Origin of the sequence: Bacillus sp. SIMBA_074, from assembly GCF_046534555.1 — a bacterium.
Classification (GTDB): Bacteria; Bacillota; Bacilli; order Bacillales; family Bacillaceae_G; genus Bacillus_A; species Bacillus_A mycoides.
Window position 1 is genome coordinate 37,530 of the sequence record NZ_JAWRYM010000014.1, and the last position, 18,760, is coordinate 56,289.

Annotated in this window: 15 protein-coding genes and 6 pseudogenes; 5 read left to right on the forward strand and 16 right to left on the reverse strand. The window is 32.5% G+C overall.

Annotation, left to right across the window (positions count from 1 at the left end):
- Positions 1-421: 421 nt before the first annotated feature.
- Entirely contained in the window at positions 422-589 is a 168-nt protein-coding gene (locus tag SB773_RS16580; RefSeq protein WP_410590938.1) for a hypothetical protein, read from the reverse strand.
- Positions 590-1,416: 827 nt separating this feature from the next.
- On the opposite strand from SB773_RS16580, the gene SB773_RS16585 reads away from it, so the two are divergent.
- The gene (locus SB773_RS16585; RefSeq protein WP_215576460.1) at positions 1,417-2,070 is read left to right on the forward strand and encodes a hypothetical protein; all 654 of its coding nucleotides are present in this window, start codon (positions 1,417-1,419) and stop codon (positions 2,068-2,070) included.
- A 415-nt stretch (positions 2,071-2,485) separates the two neighbouring features.
- Here the strand turns inward: SB773_RS16585 and SB773_RS16590 are convergent.
- The 4 genes and pseudogenes from SB773_RS16590 to SB773_RS16605 form a co-directional block, all read right to left on the reverse strand.
- Positions 2,486-2,590, reverse strand: a pseudogene (locus tag SB773_RS16590) (IS6 family transposase); the annotation flags it as partial.
- A gap of 42 nt (positions 2,591-2,632) precedes the next feature.
- Positions 2,633-2,794 (reverse strand): annotated as a pseudogene (locus tag SB773_RS16595) (IS4 family transposase); the annotation flags it as partial.
- Between the two features lie 159 nt (positions 2,795-2,953).
- Positions 2,954-3,258: pseudogene (locus tag SB773_RS16600) on the reverse strand (hypothetical protein).
- A 2-nt stretch (positions 3,259-3,260) separates the two neighbouring features.
- A complete protein-coding gene (locus SB773_RS16605) occupies positions 3,261-3,542 on the reverse strand; it encodes a DUF2089 family protein (RefSeq protein ID WP_410591048.1) in 282 nt (93 codons plus the stop codon).
- Between the two features lie 540 nt (positions 3,543-4,082).
- On the opposite strand from SB773_RS16605, the gene SB773_RS16610 reads away from it, so the two are divergent.
- Together SB773_RS16610 and SB773_RS16615 are read left to right on the forward strand one after the other, a co-directional pair.
- On the forward strand, positions 4,083-5,390 hold the full coding sequence (locus tag SB773_RS16610; RefSeq protein ID WP_410590940.1) for a condensation domain-containing protein: 1,308 nt from the start codon (positions 4,083-4,085) through the stop codon (positions 5,388-5,390).
- A gap of 150 nt (positions 5,391-5,540) precedes the next feature.
- Positions 5,541-5,867: pseudogene (locus SB773_RS16615) on the forward strand (IS4 family transposase); the annotation flags it as partial.
- Between the two features lie 187 nt (positions 5,868-6,054).
- Here SB773_RS16615 and SB773_RS16620 read toward each other — a convergent pair.
- From SB773_RS16620 to SB773_RS16660, 9 genes and pseudogenes are all read right to left on the reverse strand, one after another.
- Positions 6,055-6,504, reverse strand: coding sequence for a GNAT family N-acetyltransferase (locus tag SB773_RS16620; RefSeq protein ID WP_410590942.1), 450 nt, complete (start codon positions 6,502-6,504; stop codon positions 6,055-6,057).
- A 214-nt stretch (positions 6,505-6,718) separates the two neighbouring features.
- Entirely contained in the window at positions 6,719-8,125 is a 1,407-nt protein-coding gene (gene hblB, locus SB773_RS16625) for a hemolysin BL regulatory component HblB (RefSeq protein WP_410590944.1), read from the reverse strand.
- 34 nt (positions 8,126-8,159) lie between these two features.
- Positions 8,160-8,322 (reverse strand): annotated as a pseudogene (locus SB773_RS16630) (hemolysin BL lytic component L1); the annotation flags it as partial.
- Between the two features lie 217 nt (positions 8,323-8,539).
- On the reverse strand, positions 8,540-9,667 hold the full coding sequence (gene hblA / locus SB773_RS16635) for a hemolysin BL binding component B (protein ID WP_410590946.1): 1,128 nt from the start codon (positions 9,665-9,667) through the stop codon (positions 8,540-8,542).
- Between the two features lie 36 nt (positions 9,668-9,703).
- On the reverse strand, positions 9,704-10,924 hold the full coding sequence (gene hblD / locus SB773_RS16640) for a hemolysin BL lytic component L1 (RefSeq protein ID WP_410590948.1): 1,221 nt from the start codon (positions 10,922-10,924) through the stop codon (positions 9,704-9,706).
- A gap of 64 nt (positions 10,925-10,988) precedes the next feature.
- Complete coding sequence (gene hblC / locus SB773_RS16645) at positions 10,989-12,308, reverse strand: hemolysin BL lytic component L2 (RefSeq protein ID WP_410590950.1); 1,320 nt, start codon at positions 12,306-12,308, stop codon at positions 10,989-10,991.
- Positions 12,309-12,485: 177 nt separating this feature from the next.
- The gene (locus SB773_RS16650) at positions 12,486-12,647 is read right to left on the reverse strand and encodes a hypothetical protein (RefSeq protein WP_410590952.1); all 162 of its coding nucleotides are present in this window, start codon (positions 12,645-12,647) and stop codon (positions 12,486-12,488) included.
- 768 nt (positions 12,648-13,415) lie between these two features.
- Positions 13,416-13,837, reverse strand: a pseudogene (locus SB773_RS16655) (DDE-type integrase/transposase/recombinase); the annotation flags it as partial.
- A 103-nt stretch (positions 13,838-13,940) separates the two neighbouring features.
- Positions 13,941-15,170, reverse strand: a complete 1,230-nt coding sequence (locus SB773_RS16660) for a helix-turn-helix domain-containing protein (RefSeq protein WP_410590954.1) — start codon at positions 15,168-15,170, stop codon at positions 13,941-13,943.
- A gap of 201 nt (positions 15,171-15,371) precedes the next feature.
- Here SB773_RS16660 and SB773_RS16665 point away from each other — a divergent pair, with 201 nt between their 5' ends.
- On the forward strand, positions 15,372-15,512 hold the full coding sequence (locus tag SB773_RS16665) for a cell surface protein (RefSeq protein ID WP_410590956.1): 141 nt from the start codon (positions 15,372-15,374) through the stop codon (positions 15,510-15,512).
- Between the two features lie 302 nt (positions 15,513-15,814).
- Complete coding sequence (locus SB773_RS16670) at positions 15,815-16,135, forward strand: MSCRAMM family protein (protein ID WP_410590958.1); 321 nt, start codon at positions 15,815-15,817, stop codon at positions 16,133-16,135.
- Positions 16,136-16,833: 698 nt separating this feature from the next.
- Here the strand turns inward: SB773_RS16670 and SB773_RS16675 are convergent.
- Both SB773_RS16675 and SB773_RS16680 read right to left on the reverse strand, forming a co-directional pair.
- Positions 16,834-17,052 carry an alpha/beta-type small acid-soluble spore protein gene (locus tag SB773_RS16675; RefSeq protein WP_131245503.1) on the reverse strand — a complete coding sequence of 73 codons (219 nt, stop codon included), beginning with the start codon at positions 17,050-17,052 and terminating at the stop codon, positions 16,834-16,836.
- Positions 17,053-17,625: 573 nt separating this feature from the next.
- Positions 17,626-18,738, reverse strand: a complete 1,113-nt coding sequence (locus SB773_RS16680) for an aminopeptidase (RefSeq protein WP_410590960.1) — start codon at positions 18,736-18,738, stop codon at positions 17,626-17,628.
- Positions 18,739-18,760: the final 22 nt, after the last annotated feature.

Consider the following 18,760-nt stretch of genomic DNA (forward strand, 5'->3'; position numbering starts at 1 on the left):
ACTGACATGTTCTGTTTTTTCTTAGATGCTTGTCCAAGGCATATTATAGGGATGCATTGTAAAATTTGATCACGTAAAAATTTAAGTGTTTTTTAAGAGATTTTGTCTTTTTCACACTTCAAAATTAACAATTGGTACCAATCTAGCTATCTACCCATTAACATTAAATACATGTAAATTTATACGTTAAATCACTTGGTTTGATACGTTGTGTTTTAATCTATTTTACACAATTTCAACAAAGTGCTTTACCTTTTTAAATTCTCTTCATTTAATCCGAACAGTTGATACAAAATAAACAATTAGAAAAACAATATATAAATTCCAAACACTCGAAAGCACAAAAATACATACAGCTGGTACTACCCCATCGCCATCAAGCTAAGAAATACAAATAACCATTTCTCCATTAACCGAGCAGTTAGCTTTTGCTGGCTTCTCTTTCATTTTCCAGTTCTAACCTATTTACCAATTCAACAATGCCGTCGTAATAACTCTCTTCAACAAGAAGCACCTTTCCTACACCTTCAAGATGCTTCTTCTCCCAAAGTGATTTATCTTCTTTAATATCCTGTGCCTTCCTATCCATACCCTTTTCTACAAAATGAAATTTTTATTAACTTCTCAACACATGCATAATATTCAAAAAGCATCCACATAATATAAATAAGTTGGTAACAGCTATTCCATAATGAATCTCAAATTTTCTTGAATTCTTCCTAAGACAAAACAGTTAGCTATGCTAGCAGATTTATTGTATTGAATTTCAACATAAGTACATTCTATTTATGAAATGCTTGATTGATTGTCATTTGAGATGCACTTCAAATTCAGTATTCCCGCTCCTTAGGAGAACAGCCTATGTATCTGTTCTCCTATTTTACGTTTAATTTTTACCTTAAAATAAGAAAATCATCAATTCTATTGAGTCGATCTCTTGTTATTATTGAAGCTCGTCTTTCAAGAGCACTTACAAATAGCGCTCTTTTTTGTATAAAATAAATTCTTTATCTTCTTTTACATATTTTTTAGCTAAACTGCACACGATACTTATAAGCCATTCGAACTAGTGGCTTCACTCTTCTTGTAAAAGAATGGGAAGACGATTTATCGCAATTGTCTAACTCATTCAACCCACAAGCAGGCAAAGAAACTTTGCCTGCTATTTTTGTATAACTTTCTTAATTTGAAGCATACTATCCAGGAACCTGTTTACCAATACGAGTCATTTTGGTGTTTTGAAGCATCCCCTTCTTCTAGGACAAGCAATTTTGCTTGTCCTATTTTCCATTAAATTACTATTTATATACCTCTCTTCCCTAGTCTCTAAATTTATTTTTTAGTATTAAAAATAAGAATTTGTACATTATAAAAATGTTCCACACTATTATGTGGTTACATAAGGAGGAGTTAAAAATGGACAAACGTACTGAGAAGAAAGTTGAAGCTGTGGCACGTAAAGCTGCTGATTTAGAAGTTTCACAAGAATTAACTAGTCTTAAAAGTCAAATTCAACAGTTACATCAATCTTTATCTCAAGCATCTCAAGGTCAACAGCAAGGATTACAACAAAATCAACAAATGGGTGGCCAACAAGGATTACAACAAGCTAATCAATTAATGCAACAACTTCAACAATTTAGTAACCAATCTCAACAACAAATGCAACAAGCTGATCAACAATTACAGCAAACAATTCAACAAGCTATTCAAACATTAAACCAAGGATTACAGTATCTACAATCTAATCAAACGTTAAGCCAAATAAATCAAGCTATTTCTCAGGCTCAATCACAAGTTGATCAAGTGAGCCAACAAATGGGTGGCCAACAAAGTCAACAAATGGGTAACCAACAAGGCCAGCAAATGGGTAACCAACAAGGTCAACAAATGGGTAACCAACAAGGTCAACAAATGGGTAACCAACAAGGTCAACAAATGGGTAACCAACAAGGTCAACAGATGGGTAACCAACAAGGTCAACAGATGGGTAACCAACAAGGTCAACAAATGGGTAACCAACAAGATCAACAAATGGGTAACCAACAAAATCAACAACAATTTCACTAGGAATATTCTTAGTAATCCCAGCCGTAATAAATTTTCCTTAACTTATATAACAGTAAGCAAACTCCAATTTCTTTTTGTTAGTTGTTATTGAAGTTAAATATATAACAATACAAATTTTCAAAAGAGCACTTTTTATAGTGCTCTTTTAAAGTGGATAATTTTAGTATCAAATAGCTTTTTTGTTAGACATTCTTCTTTCACTCTTTATGAGAAAATACATATATTAATTTGAGCGCACATTTATATATGTGCTCTTTTTATTTAAATTTGTTTTCACAATTAAACCGGACAAGCATATGTTATTGTATGGAGACCCTCTACGCATAGAAATCCACCTTTCAAAGCGCATACTCGTTCTGGTGCAAAAATAAAACGAAAGAAAATACAGCACATATATTCCTAACGAAATCGTATCTTATGTTGCAAGTCCAAACAATTGATGGATGAATTCTTTTTGGTTTTGGACAGACTGGTTCCGTAAAGCAATCTGTTCTTTTTTAATCATATGCATTGCTTCTAATCGACTACATAATTGTGTCAATGAAGAATGAGCTACATTTTAGCTTAACTAAACGCACAGAGCTACTAAATCTTGTGCTTGATATTTACTTCTTCGTTGAACAAATCCGATATCCCTAGCTAAATGTTCTAGGGCATGTGGTGACATATATCGTTGCAATTCTTTAGAAAACAATTCTAGTTCATCAGAAATCGATAAATTCATACTAAAAACGCCATCCCTTCTGTATATTTTTACAAAAAGGATAACGTTTTTTTGTTGTATGGATACTAATTTACATTAGTCTTTCTGATGATGTGATAGTATCTCATGCTGCTTTATAAAATGAAAAAGAGACCTTAACAATACAAAGATCTCTTAAAATTAGAGATTCTGTAACTCCATTAGACCTAATTCTAATTTTAGATCTAATTCTTTTTGTCTCTTTTTTTTAAAACGTTTTCTACCTGAAGCCCATATACTTACAAATCCGCATAAACCAGCCATTATCATTATCCATGTAGAAAAATAATCACCATTAGCTATAAAAGTTTATTAAAAAAGAAGCTAATAAAACCTATGTATGCTACAGGGAGAATTCCACCTAAATAAGGGGGTTTTCGAGATGATAAAAAGATTTGAGTAACTATTATAACAACAATAACTAATATTCCAACTACAGGTTTCATAATTAAACATCCCTTTCTTTTTTATATTTTTCTATGATGATTTTAGCGACGTCTAGACTAATTCGTTCGTCAATAACAAATCCTTTAATCATATTTACAAACTCTACATCATCTTCTTTACTATGTACTTCGATCTTTTTTATTAATCTATGTAATTTGGCACGTACTGTTGGATAAGAAACATCATATAAGTTAGACATATTTTTTAAAGAACCAGAATTCAATATAAATTTTCTAATAAATTCTACAGATTTTTTATCTAACGCGAGAATCCATGAAGGAATTTCTTATCTTTCCATAAAAAACCATTTTCTCTCTTTAATAATATTAAACTTTTATTAAAAATTATTAAAATTACAGATTGATGGACTATTATATATTTCATAAAAAAAGGATCTTTTACGCAAATAGATTATCAAGTTTTGCATTCTTTTAGGGATAGTACCCTATGCCCATCACCCTTTTATTATGAAGTAACACCTGAACGTATTATATTATTGTTTTTTATTAACAGACATAAAAATGATTTATTTGTTTTATTGATAATTCACAAACATTATTATAAAATGTTTGTATATATATAAACTAAATTAATTTGCGTTTGATTTTCTCGAAAGAGATAGGAAGTATTAATAACAATAAAATAATGGGTATATCATCTACAAAGAGCCGCAAAAAGAATGGAACCAGTACGGAAAAGATACTTTCATAAAAAAATTCAAAAAATAATAATTATTCATTCTTGAATAAAATTGACTAGAAAAGTTACAACTATATGGAGAATAAGGTTATACCAAAAAAAGTCTTAAAAGGGGGACAAAATTATGGAACAAAGAAAGTTTTCAGTAACACCTCAAGATCGAATGAATTATTTATTAGGTCTTTATTCTGCAGATCAACAAATTAATGCAGTTCTTTATTTTCCTGTAGGTATATCAAAGGAAATACTTGAACAATCAGTAAGGATAACGTTACAATTGCAGCCGGTTTTGAACAGCCGGTTTGTAGAAAATGATATTCCTTACTGGGAGGAACATTCATCTGCCACTAACTCACCTATTTGCCTTTTTGCAGAAGGAAATAATCAAGAACTTGAAATAATGGCAATAGATTTTATTAAGGAACCTGGTGATCGTATTCAGGGGCCTATGGTTCAAACAAAATTATTACGAGGCACTACAACAGATATGTTAGTTGTGAAATTATCTCATCTATGTTCAGATGGTGCAGGGGTCAAGGAATATATTAATTTACTTGGAGCAATTTATACTCAACTTTCCCTCGGAAAATCTAAGGATCAAATTATAAAGGAATTTGGTACGGGGAATGAGAGTTTTCGTGATCAATCACATGTATTCAAATATGCTGGAATATCGGACATAAAAAGCGCGTATCATCCTAACCAAGAACAACAGGCATCGTTATGGTCTTTTCCATCTCAACCCAACAAAAATAAATCCCCTCAAATGTCCGTACGGCGGTTGAGCCATGAGCAATCTCTACGTCTAACCCAATGGACAAAAGCACAACAGGCTACCTTGAATGATGTAATCATGACTGCCTACTTCCGAGCTTTATCACATTTCACTGTGTATGCAGAACCTCGCACCGCAGAAAAAATGATCGGTTTAACAATTGATTTACGTCGATATCTGCCTAATTATACAACTGGTGCTATTTGCAACTTATCCGGCATGGAAATGCCAGTGATTAAAATGGAGGATAATGAATCATTTAATCAGACTCTCGTTCGAATTAAACAATCAATGGATAAAATAAAGTCTCAAAATCCAGGTCTGTCTTCAGCAGCAGGTATGGAGCTACTGGCAGGTATGAAGCTATCTGTGGTGAAGGAAATGTATAATCAGCAATACGAACAGGCTTTACAGATGGGGATGGCGTTGCCATTACTGACAAATTTCGGGGTGATCGCTGATGAACCTATTCAGTTTGGTGAAGTTCAAGCTGAGGACGGGTATATGACATCACCCATTATGTATGCGCCATTCTTTTCAATGGGTGCAAGCTTTTATAATGGAAGACTTACATTTACGATTGGTTATCATACACCGGATACATCAAAAGAAAAGGTAGACAAATTTTTAGAAAGTGTTGTTAATCAACTATCATAAATAAAAGAGAATATAGCGCAAAAATTTCTAGCGGAATTGTATTTTAAAGGCTCGTCCCCATTGCTATCAAGCTAATAAAAAGGAATGCCCCCTAAAATGAAAAAATACGCTATTCTTTCTGTAGAATCATAGGAAAGGATGGCGTTTTTTATGTCTGTTTCTGTGTCTGACGAATTACAACTATTTGCTCAAGAGATTCAAAGTTTTTTATCTCCAAATACCTTACGGGATCTTGCTAGAGATGTTGGTTTTGTACAACGAACCAGTAAGTACCAAGCAAAAGATTTGGTCGCTTTATGTGTATGGGTGAGCCAAAATGTAGCTATGACTTCTTTAACTCAGTTATCTAGCTGTTTAGAAGCATCAACAGCAGTAATTATCAGTCCTGAGGGACTGAATCAACGATTTAATAAGGCGGCCGTCCAACTTTTACAACACCTACTAGGGGTCCCTCTTGGCAAAGTGAGTCTATCAACTCCTTAATGCTCCCTTCGGTCCGCTTCCCGTTGACAGACGCCAAATGTGGCAGCACTCCTTTTTACAAGGAGTATGGCCGTATTTATAAAAGCAAAAAACACCGTTCGCATAATGGGAACGGTGTTAAAAATCTTAATCTTAAAGAACTAACGCACCCGTTAGTTTAAGTGTTATACTTCACAAATTATTAAAAAATATTTAATTCTAGAAATTCATCAGTTTCCATAAAACCAAACTTCTTATACACTAGTCTACCCATTTTTGAAGCCCCAAGCCATATTTGTGAAATACCTGAAATCTTAACTTCATCAACTAATTTAGTTAACAGCTTTGTTGCGATTCCTTGCCCACGATGATTTTCATTAGTATACATATTTGTGATATAAGCCTTTTTTCCAGTCTTATTGGTGTAACAAGGTGGAAATTCATAAAAAATTACTGCACCACAAACTATAATTTTTTCATTATCTTCCACTAGCCATTGAATTAAAGTACCATCACTTAGTTTGTTTTTAAAGAAAACATATAGTTCTCTATCAATATCTATATTAGGTTCTATCCCCTCATCAACTAATTGCTTTTTTCTTAACTCGACCAATTTATCAATATCATCGATATTTGCTTTACGATATTTCAACTTCTCACAACTCCTTTATAAAATTACAACTGACCAGCCCCATAGCATAATTACTTCTCATCATTTACTAAGAATTGCATAAAATCCATCTGCAATCATACCAACTTTTTATCTGTTAAAAAACTTTGCAACAGAACTCTCTGAATCATCTTTTTCACTTAACTTAGTGTCCAGTTTAGTGTACCATCTCCAATTGCTGCGTCACTTTTCGGGTTCAGTTCATTATATTTTCTACTTTATCTTTATATACAACATATTCTTTCCCATCCACTACTGCTACGACCGCAAATTCATCTTTTGGATTGAATGAAAGCCAGTCAGCCCACATGTTTGTATTTGGTCCTCCACTCCACATATTATGAACAGTGTTTTTAGTTAAATTCATCACTTTATAAGACGCATTTGGTGCATTTGTTCCAGTCTTTATTTCAAATGTGTATGCATTATGAATTTTTTTATAAAAGTAGAAAACGTTTGATGGACGAAGCTGATTCATAAGATCCTGTTCTTTTTTCTCTGCAATTTTTATCCCTTCTTGTAATGTGACAACATCTGTTCTTAATGTTTTCCAACTTTTTTTAGCTGAATTCAAGTTAGGGTTTAAGAATTTATATCTATTTTGATCAACTTTTTGATCAGCTTTATCAATATGTCCCAGTACGCCCGAATATTGAGAGTCTAGATCATCCCATTGCGTGGACATATAAGTAAGAGCAGTAATAGCATTATCAATCGTACTATGCATATCACTAATATTATGAAACGCAACTCCAACTACACGATTTAATGTTATTTTATAATCTACATTCTGACGTAATTTTGCTAATTCCGGCTCTAGCCAAGCTAACTTACCTCTTGCATCACCTATCATTATACCACCAGCAATCAACGTGGGAATAAATGGGATCTTTACCATGTCTAATCCCTTAGATTCTATGCCTTTCTGATAGTTTACTTGCCCTAAAACTTCATCTAAACGCTTTTGGTCAGTCTCCACATCAGCACCTTGGTTTTTTAAAATCAATTGCAAGGTCTCTTTATGGCTTCCAAATGCTCTAACATCTTCTCCAATAGCGTTTTTTAATTTAGTTAGTTCTTCTATTAATGCTTTTGCAGACTTTTGGTTTTGTTGAATTTCCCCCCGTAAATCTGTAATCCCTTTTTTTAAAGTATCCCCATTCCCAGTATTGATTGCCTCTACTAATGTTTCATAATGATCTTCAAATTTTGTATCGTATTCAATAATGCCTGTCAATGTATCTAAAAGCTGTTTTTTTACTTGCGTATTCCATGTAACAGCATGTGCTCTTGCATTCTTTTGATCTTGTACAATTTTACTAGGTAAATCTGCATACCCATTAATAGTAATTCCTTCAAAACTCACATCTGGATTATTAATTAGCAAATAAGAATATTCATTCATAGCTCTTACAAATAAACCAGCATCTTGCAAAGCTTTTTTCATCTGTTCTTCATTTGCTGAAAAAGACATTTCTCCATTGTTAGTTTGTTCAATTTCACTTTCAATTGCAAAAGTTGCCACTGGTGTGACTGCATAAGTAGTTGTCATAGTTAAAAATGTTGATACAGCGAGTATTTTGTAAGGAATTTTTTTCATCATTTCATATTCCTCCTATAGGGTTTGATTTCAAGTTCTATTCTTCTTTAAAAGCGATGTCTTTCGAAATGAGTTCTACATCTTTTATGAGTATCATTCTAACTTTCTTTAGCAGCCTTTAAATCATCCAGTATTAAAGAGAATCTATGTTGTTTCATAGAGTCGATATTATCAAGCAAATCTTTATAATCTGTCCCCAATTAATCGGTTCTGTTTCAAAGTTTTAAAAAACGAGTAAAACGGCACGGTTACCTTTTTATTTGGATGAAACTTATATATATATCAGAAAGGCGAAGTCTTTAATGGGACTCCGCCTTTCTGATATATAAGGATTTATTAATTGTCGTATTACTGTTTAGCAGTATAATCATAGACTCTCTATGTTTTGGTTCACTTTGCAACAAAACTAATATTCCCCTATTTTTGTGGAGTAACAGTTTCCACTTTTAATTCTTTTATCCCTTCTTTTAATGTGACTGCATCTGTTCGTAATGTTTTCCAACTGTCTTTAGCTGCATTCAAGTTAGGTTTTAAGAATTTAAATTTATTTTGATCCGCTTTTTGAGCTACATTCTCAATATGCCCCAGTACTCCCGAATATTGAGAATCTAAATCATGCCACTGCGTGGACATATAAGTAAGAGCATTAATAGCATCATCAAGCGCCTTATGCATTTCACTAATATTATTGTAAGCAACTCCAACTACACGATTTAATGTTACTTTATAATCTACGGTCTGACGTAATTGTGCTAATAAAGGCTCTAACTGACCTAAATTATCTCTTGCTACACCCACTATGATACCGCCGATTATCGGTAGGCCCAAAATGGCACCCTTCATTACATTAAACCCATCAGATTCTAATTGTTTATAATAGTTTACTGATCCTAAAACTTCATCTAGACGCTTTTGATCGGCCTCAACATCTGCGCCTTGGTTTTTTAAAATCGACTGCAAGAGATCTTTATTGCCTCCAAATGCTCTAACATCTTGTCCAATAGCGTCTCTTAATTTAGTTAGTTCTTGTATTAATTGTTGTGCTTGCTTTTGGTTTTGTTGAATCTCACCTCGTAAATCTGTAATGCCTTCTTTTAAAGTATCTCCATCCCCTGTATTAATCGCATCTACCATTGTTTCATAATAATTGTCAAATGTTGTGTCGTATTCAACAATGCCTGTCAATGTATCTAAAAGTTGCTTTTTTACTTGCGTATCCCATGTAAGAGCATGTGCTCTTGCATTCTTTTGATCTTGTACAATTTTACCAGGTAAATCTGCATACCCATTAATAGTAATTCCTTCAAAGTTCACATCTGGATTCTTAATTAACATATAAGAATAGATATTCATAGATTTTGCAAATAACCCAGCCTTTTGCAAAGTTTCTTTCATCTTCACTTCATTTGCTGAAAGAGACATATCTCCATTGTTAGTTTGTTCAATTCCACTTGCAAAAGTTGTTACTGGTGAAACGACAGATGTTGTCGTCAACGTTAAAAACGTCGATACAGCGAGTAGTTTATAAGGGATTTTATTCATCATTTCATATTCCTCCAATATAGGTTTTAATTTGAAATTCTATTCTTGTTTGAAAGCAATGTCTTTTGAAATGAATTCTGCATCTTTATGAATATCATTCCAACTTTGTTTAGCAGCTTTTAAATCATCCGGTATTAAAGAGAATTTATGTTCTTGCATAGAGTCGATATTATCAAGTAAATCTGTATAGTTGGCCCCCATTGTATTCCATTGCTTTTGAATATTTGTTAAAGACAGTATCGCTTGATCCACTGTCTGATACAGATATGCCAATGTGTCTTTCGCATTAGTAAGCGAAATAACTGCTTGGTTAGCACGATCAGCTTTCGTACCTAATTCTCCGATTTTTTTAGATATTTCGTTATAGGAGTTCATATGATTAGACGCCGTGACACCAGCTGCTGTTCCTAAACCGATACCAGCTGCACCGAGAGCAGTAAGGCCACCAACAACAGCTGGTGTTGCTGTACCGCCAGTCACAACAATTACTACCGCTCCGGCAATAGTCGCAATAACTAAAATGGCTGCTCCTAATCCACCACCAATTGACCAGGCTAATACATCATCAAAATGTTTTTTCTGAGTAGCACTTAGTTGCTCAACTTCAGCTTGAAGTTGTGGAATCAGTGCTTGTTGTCCCGCTAATATTGCCGTTAATCCACCTTTCCCATCCGGGCCACCAACATTATTTTTAAAATCTGTTGAATTTGTATACAGTTTTGATTTGAAGTCTTGTAACATCTTAATTACATCTGTAACTTCTTTTGAATTTGTATTAATTGTAGTGACTAAATCATTTATGCCCTCTTTTAGGCCTGCCTTATCTCTCTTTTGTACAGTATCTACTAATGTGTCGTAATAATTTTGAAATTGTTCATCGTAATTTACAATATTACGTGCTGTTTTTTGAATCTGTGGCTTTGCTGTATCTAACCAATAATTCGCATTGATTCGCGACAGCTCTTGATTAAGGTGAATATTTTTGAGTAACTCTCCACCTCCTGAACCTAAATCGATATCAGATAAATTAACATTCGGTTGTTTAATCATTGTTTTTGCGTACAAATCCATTACAAGAATATGAGACCCTGTTTCAGCTAATGCTTTCTTCAGTCCTTCAGGTCCTAATGCATAATTCCCTATTTTCTGTTCTTGAGCGGTCTGTTCTTGTGCAAATGCATGAATAGTGTTACCGGTAGTAGAAGTTATAATCGTTGCCAGCGTAGCTAAAGTTAACACTTTAAATGGAAATTTCTTCATATATATTTTCCTCCCTATTTTTCGATAAATTCTTATAATATCCATTTTTTATAAATTCCTTATATTAAAATTTATAAACTTGTTCTTCAAGGTAACTTGTTACATTTTTTAATTGTCTTAATGTATCTTTTTGAGACCCCTGATTAGTAGTATCAACATTAGTAGATAAAGTTGTAATACTATTTTTTATTAGATTCAAATCTTCTTTATAGCGTTTCATTAGGTCAAGTTCTACATCCACTTGATTTGCAAACGTATGTAAATCATTTTGCATAATAAGAAGCATTGATTTTTGTAAATCTGCTATTGATAGTTTCGTTGTTAAATCATATATTTTTTGGTTTTGTTTCTCTAGATCATCTAAATGTGCTTTTTGCTCTGCTGTTAGTTTATTTACTTCAGCGAAAGCACCAAATGTTTTCTTAATTTTTTCAGTGTCAATGGCTTTCATCAAGTCATACTCTTGCGTTTTTGCGGCCGCAGCTGCAGCTATTTCACCTTGTTTGCTTTTCTCAATTGCTTCACGAGCTGCTTTTTTTGCCGATTCAATCTCTAAAGCAGTTTTACCCTTTTCTTTCGCTTCTTGCGCTGCTTTTGTCTCTGCTTCTAAAATAGAGTTGTTAATTTCTTTTCCTTTGTTATACGCTGCCAACCCTGCTTGAGCAGCCGGTTCAATGATTTCTTTTGAAAGACTATAGACTTCTTTGAATATAACAAATCCTTGTTCATTTAAAGCTCCTGGTACTAATGCTATTTGTTGTAAATCATTTTGAATTGCATTTTTTGTATTTAGTAATTCATTTTTTAGCTGGTCTATTTTCCCTGTTCCATCTGAACTTAGTACATCCTGCGCTTTTGTCACATCAGTATCGAGATCTTTAAGTTTTTTATCAAGCTGTAATTTAAGATCTGTTAATTCATTAATCTGACGTTGTACATTGTCTTGGTTCGTCATAGCCATTTCTTGAAGAACTTCAAGTCTATCCACAAAACCTTCTTTATCTTCTTTATTGTCTACAAACGCTTTTAATGTTGAATAATAGCTATTAAATTTCGTTACAAACCCTTTACTTTTTGAATTTACTAGAATTAAATGTGGATAAAGTTCTGCTGACCATTCCTTCATATCTTGCTTGATTAGGGATTGATTTGTATTTAAAGCTGGGACTTCCTCTAACTGTACATTAGGACTCATTAAAGCTTGATCAATATATGTTTGGATTAATTTAGATTGTGCACCTAATTTTCGTAATGATGAGGAAATATCTATGCTTCCCTGTTGAGTTTCTGCTTGAACGATTGGTGTTGCGAGAGTATTGATAGGAATAGTCGATCCAGTTACAATTGATGTCATTAAAAATCCTGTAATTATTTTATTTTTCATTCCGTACACCCCTTCACTATTGTTTTTTTTACAACTTTATTCATGACAACTTGTACAACCTAGCGCTAGGTTCTCTCCTTGCACACGCTTGAGGAAGGAGAAGTCTTTCGGATAGAGTGTTAAACCCTCGTTATTATTTACTTCTCATAGAATGTAAGAATTTTACTTCTTCCTCATTTAAATAGTATGTTTTTCACAAGTAAACAATAAAGTTTCATCAGCTATATTTGAATTAGCTGCCCAATGAATAGTAAAATATTTATTTTTCACTAGATTTCCTGTTTGCCTTACAAGAGTCCAGATAGATAAGCCCATTGCTCCTACAGCTAACCCTGCCATGACTTTTTGATAATAATTTCATAATATCTCTCCTAGTTTTGTCGCAAGGGCCTTACAAGATTACAAAAGATGAAATTATAATGTACATTGCTTATACTTTTATTGCGGACTAAAATCACTTTTGCTATGTAGAAACTTAAAACACTTTTTTACAAATGTGATACTTTTGAGATGCTAAACCCTTTAAAAATAAACTGAGTATTAAGATAATTATTTTCGACATATTGTTACTTGCAACTTTACTAAACTCCTATTAGCGTAATCTTCTCCTTTCTGTGTGGTCATACCAGTTATGTTGTTCATTAAAACATTAAACTTCCAATGCGTAAATAGCAAAATTTTGTCGATTGTACTCGATAATTAAATTTTTATGTGCTTACACGAGCGAAAAATATTATACTAATATAAATATATATTAAATTTTATCTTTGTAATTATACTGATTACAAATTAATATATATATGGTTAAAAAATAACTATTTTATTTTTAGCGAGCTAGTTTTATTTTAGAAAAAATACTTATAGAATAATTTAATAGGATTACTTATACTTTTTTCCCTTTATTTGGACATGTATAATTACATATAATATAGATATATCAAGTAATCTATGTTATATTATTAAATTTTATGGAATAATTCCCGATATTACTATTAATACATACTTAATTTATCATGCTCTTTAATTTACCCTATTCTTCAAAAAAATCTTTATATAGTCATTAAAAACCTCTGAAATACAATTCATTTCCTTCCAACCACCTCAATACTTAACATGAAGATAATAAACTGGATTCTTATCGATCGCTATAACAAGAAGTTTTGAAACATGAAAAGGCCGCAAAGCTTTCTTGAAAAAGCGCTTTGTAGCCTTCTGTTTTTTTGTTTTGCTTAGAAAAAATGGTTTGTGTTTCCTTTCAAATGAACACCATGATATAAATATATCCATTGCCCTTTTACTTTGATATATGTTTCATGGACTCTTCAAGAGCTATTTATTTGAGGTGACGTCAGATTCGTTTGTCCAATTCAGAACCATACTGATGAATCCAACGCATAATCGTTGTAGGAGAAATGGATAAGCCCCGTTTCTCCATTATTTTCACCAAATCACGAAAAATGAGGTTGTTCGGTTAACATAATAATATTAGGCTGATCATGCGTCAATTTGAATACATGTTCCTTTTCCAGACCAATCACGCACTCTTTGTAGAGTAATAGGTTCAGTATGTCCAAGTTTTAGAGACTACTTACATGTATATTAAAGTTTTTGCACCAGAAACAGATACCAAGATTATATTACGGTATGTTTTTCACGATACTGTCTAGGAGTCATGTAAGTTGATTTTTTGAAAACCCTTGTAAAATAACTTTGGTCGTTAAAATTAAGCCAAGCACAAATATCTGATAATGGATATGTAGTGAGTGTTAATAATTTTTTTGCTTCTTCCACTCGTTCCCTTTGAATATATTCACTTAAAGGAATCCCCACTTCTTTTTTAAATAATTTAGATAAATAAGTAGGAGTAATACCCAAATGATTAGCGAGTTCATTGAGAGATATTCCATCGTAAACATTTTTACTAATATGATTCATACATGTAGTAACCGCATTTGAAAATTTTTGCGCATTGAATTCTTTCACCCGATCTGCAAAAGTACGTAAAGCGTCTCCTGACAATCGCCTTACAGAGTCCACGTTATCTAGTTGTTCCATGGTTTGGATATACAAAATACTAAGAGCAAAAGCAATGTCTGGTGGGAGGTTACCTTCTATCGCATATCGAGTAGCTAAAGTAATCGCAATAATTCCAAGAATTTTTTGGTTTCTGAGTGGATCCGCTATTAAAATAGGTTCAACATCTTCTTGTGAAACTGCATACATATATTGTATTAACTTTTTTTTATTTCCTTCTTTGATTGCTGAAAAATAATCATGTACTAATGCCATGTTGTGAGTCTTAGGTTTATTTTGTCGGCGTTTTAAAATATATAAATCAGGTTTCACAATTTTATCGGGAACTTTCTCTAGCACTCTATTTTTTTCTAAAACAATACCTACATCTAACTTTTCATTGAAAATCATGTAATGTAATAAAATTCCCATATCAATTAAAGTAGTTTTTTTAATCTCAGGTAGGCTCTGATAATAGGCTAGTCTTTCTTGAATAGTATTATTTGAGTTACATTCTTTTCGAAGTTTAAAGGTTATATCATCTGAGCCCTTTGGATGTATAGTGGGACCGATTATAATAGTCCCTTTTATATAATCATGATTTGCTATATGAATTAGGACGAAATTTTCAAGATAACTGTTACCTCTGAAAATTGGCAAGTTATAGGGATCATTTTCTTGATAAATGTCACTAAGATGTTCTTCTTTAGAAGAATAGAAAGGACTACAAACATCATCAGAAGTAGAATGATATAAGATTTTTTTGTCTGTAGATAAAATGTGAACAGGTACATGAAAGACTTTATGTGCGAGATCACACAAGTGTTGTATATCGATGGAATTATTCATTACCTTCTCCTTTTAATTAGATTAAATGATAAATTTTTACATTTTTTATAAATTCAATTTTTTTCCGCCAGGTATAACTCACGACAAAATATTACTATAAAATATCAAAATAGTACAATTCACGACAAAATATTACTATATTTTTTTTATGCAAATCATATATTATTTATATGTAATTAGCATCTAAATATCGAAGTAGAGATGAAAACAGTGAAGAACCTACAAAATACAAATACAGAAATAGGGGATGAACTGGAGTATACGATTCGAACAAGAAATACGCTTCTTGCTAGTCTCGCGGAAAAATTATCCATTTCTGATACATTGCCAGAAGGATTGTAATATGTCCCAGGCACATTACAAGTAGCTGACCAAACAGTGGCATATGCAGTCGACACAGACAAGGGTGAATTTGACGTAGGAAAAGTAAACGAAAATTTTGGAGATGTGACAAATACAGAGTGGCATACAGTCGTATTCCATGCGAGGGCCAAGCTGGAAAAAAGATTCAAAATACAGCGAAAGTCAAAGGAGATACTGTACCACCGCAAGACCAACAGCCAAAATTTCAATTCAATCACTTAGGCAAATTGAGATTGAGAAAGTGATTGCTGCTGATGCAAATGCAAAACTGAAAAAATACTGTGTTCCAAATTTTAGACAAAGATGGTAAAGATGTTGGGAAATTAACAACAGATGAGAATGGCAAGGCTACTTCTCAACCACTACACTTCAGAAAATACACAGTGAAAGAAATTCAAGCACCAAATGGATATATGTTATTGAGAGATCTATTTGAGGTAGAGGCTTCATCATCAGTACAAAAAATAAAAGTAGAAAACACTAAAAATGAATGGAATATTCCCAATACTGGCGGTATAGTGGCAACTATTTTTTATCTTATTGGCACTATATTAATGGTCGCAACATTAGTTTTATTTTTCCGCAAAAGAGGAAAAAAATAATAGATTTCAAAATTAATAGAAATTGCAAGAGAGACAAGGCATATGAAAAAAATCTTTAGTATTTTGTTAATCTTTGTATTAATATTTTCTATGCTGCATAGCTTTATTACCGCATCACATAATATATTTTAAATTTTCCGAGTACAATGGTTGTTAATTAGCAAAAAAACCTCTAATTAAGAGGTGCTGCAATATAAATCCAAATTAAAAGTAGACATTAGACACTTAGTGCACAGTAAATTGACCTCAAAACAGTAGTTACTGCAATACCTGGATTTGTTTATTCTATAACAAAAGAAATGTCACTTAGGGATTATTGCTTTATATCCATTTTTGTATTAGGCATTCTTTGTATGCCACTTTTTATTGATAAATATATATGGCTACTTGAATTTTTCACTTTATTTTTAATTGATAATCAGATTACCTATAGAAAGTGTATTATATCAAATTGGTTTAAGTATTATACACTTTAAATTACGAACGAAAACAAAAGGACGTTTAACCGCCTTTATATCCCTATTACGGGATTATATTTCGATCGATACGTATGGCATTAAGTTGAAGATTCAAAAAGATTATAAAGGAATCTGAGAGGTTGATTTTCAAATTCATAATCATTCATTTGAATTCCATGTAAATAAAAGGGAAAAGAATCCATTTTATTTACATGGATTCTTTTTTATTACTTCTATAACTTAGTGTAATCTATATTGTCCTGTTAACTGCTCCTCAGCCATTCGAACTAAGCGTTTTGTAATTTCTCCACCGACAGAACCATTTGCACGTGCTGATGTATCTGGTCCAAGTGTGACTCCTAATTCACGAGCAATTTCATACTTCATTTGTTCAATAGCACTTGCAGCGGCAGAAATAAGAACTTCATTTGTATTATTTTCATGTCTTTGAATATGCATAATTGCACCTCCATTATATTTGTATATAACATGTGCTTAATTATAATATTTATACATGAGATAAATATTTTCTTCTAGTATTTTTAGGGACAACTTGTTTCTCCTTATTATATTCCACTAATTGAATTTGAAACACATCCAAATCCTTATTACCTAAAACATTCATTTCTTCTCTAAATGAACGTCAGAACTCTACTTTCATTGTTTTTTCTCGGCCATTTCTTAAAGTTTAGATCCTTGAGTACTCTATAATTAACCCTCCTCAAACGTTTAAATACACATTAATATTAATAGTAACTAATTTTATAGTATGGGGTCCCGCCAGATGCCTATCAACTTAAGAACAGAAACTTACGCTTGAACATAATATCAAATTTAGATGAGCAAAGCTATTTCAAGTGAATAGAACCCACTCTTTAAGAATACATAAAATATATACATACAAGCTTAGTCTGATCACTACAACATTAGTGAAAGTAGAATTCTATAAATTTTGGAGGAAAGTGATACGATAAATCACTTAGTTTGATATGTTGTATTTTAATCTACTTTACACACTCTAAATAAAGCTATTTACCTTTTTAAATTCTCTTCATTTAATCCAAACAACGTTGGTAAAACAAAGCGTCCATCTTTTCTAATCAGTACGTCATCAAACCAAATTTCACCCCCGCCATACTCTGGTCTTTGAATACTTACTAAATCCCAATGTATCGCTGATGTATTCCCGTTGTCTGCACCTTGTAACGAATCTCCAATCGCTAGATGATAATTACCATTTATTTTTTCATCAAATAACGTATTGTTCATCGGGTGTAATATATAAGGATTAAAAGCTAGTGCAAATTCTCCAATATATCGTGCTCCCTCATCCGTATCAAGAATTTGATTTATTCGCTCTGTATCATTTGCATATGCCTCTATTATTTTCCCATGCTTAATATGTAACTTTATATTTTGAAACGCATAACCTTGTTGAACAGATACTGTATTGAATGTTACTATTCCATTCACTGAATTTTTAACGGGCGCTGTATATATTTCACCATCAGGTATATTATCTATACCATCTCCTTTTAATACACCAATTCCTTCAATTGAAAATTTCAAATCCGTATCTTCCCCAATAATCCTTACTTCCTTTGTCTTTTCCATTAATTCTTTTAACGGATCCATCGCTATCGACATTTTTCTGTAATCTAACGTACAAACATCATAATAAAATTTTTCATAAGCCTCAGTACTCATATTCGCTTCTTGCGCAGAGGCTTCGTTCGGGATTCTTGTTGTCACCCATCTTGTTTTATACACTGCTTCACTATGCGCTTTTCCAAATATCTTTTGATATAATTTCATTTTTTCTGCTGGTACATCTGCTAATTCATATGCATTTCTAGGGCTACGGAGATTAATATATACTTGCATCTTACTTAGGCGATAACATTCCCAATCTGCAAATAGCTTAAATTGTTCTTCAGATCCTGATAGAATTAATTGCCTTGTAACAGAAACATCACGCATTGATACATGCGCATATCCTCCTGCTTTTTCCACTGATTTAATAATTTCACGAACTACTATAGGATCTATTTCAGTAACACTTTGAATTAATACTTGATCACCATGTTGTACTTTAGTTGAATGATTGACTAGTACATCCGCTAATTTCGATAGTTCTCGCTTCATTACGCTCTCGTCCCTTCACTAT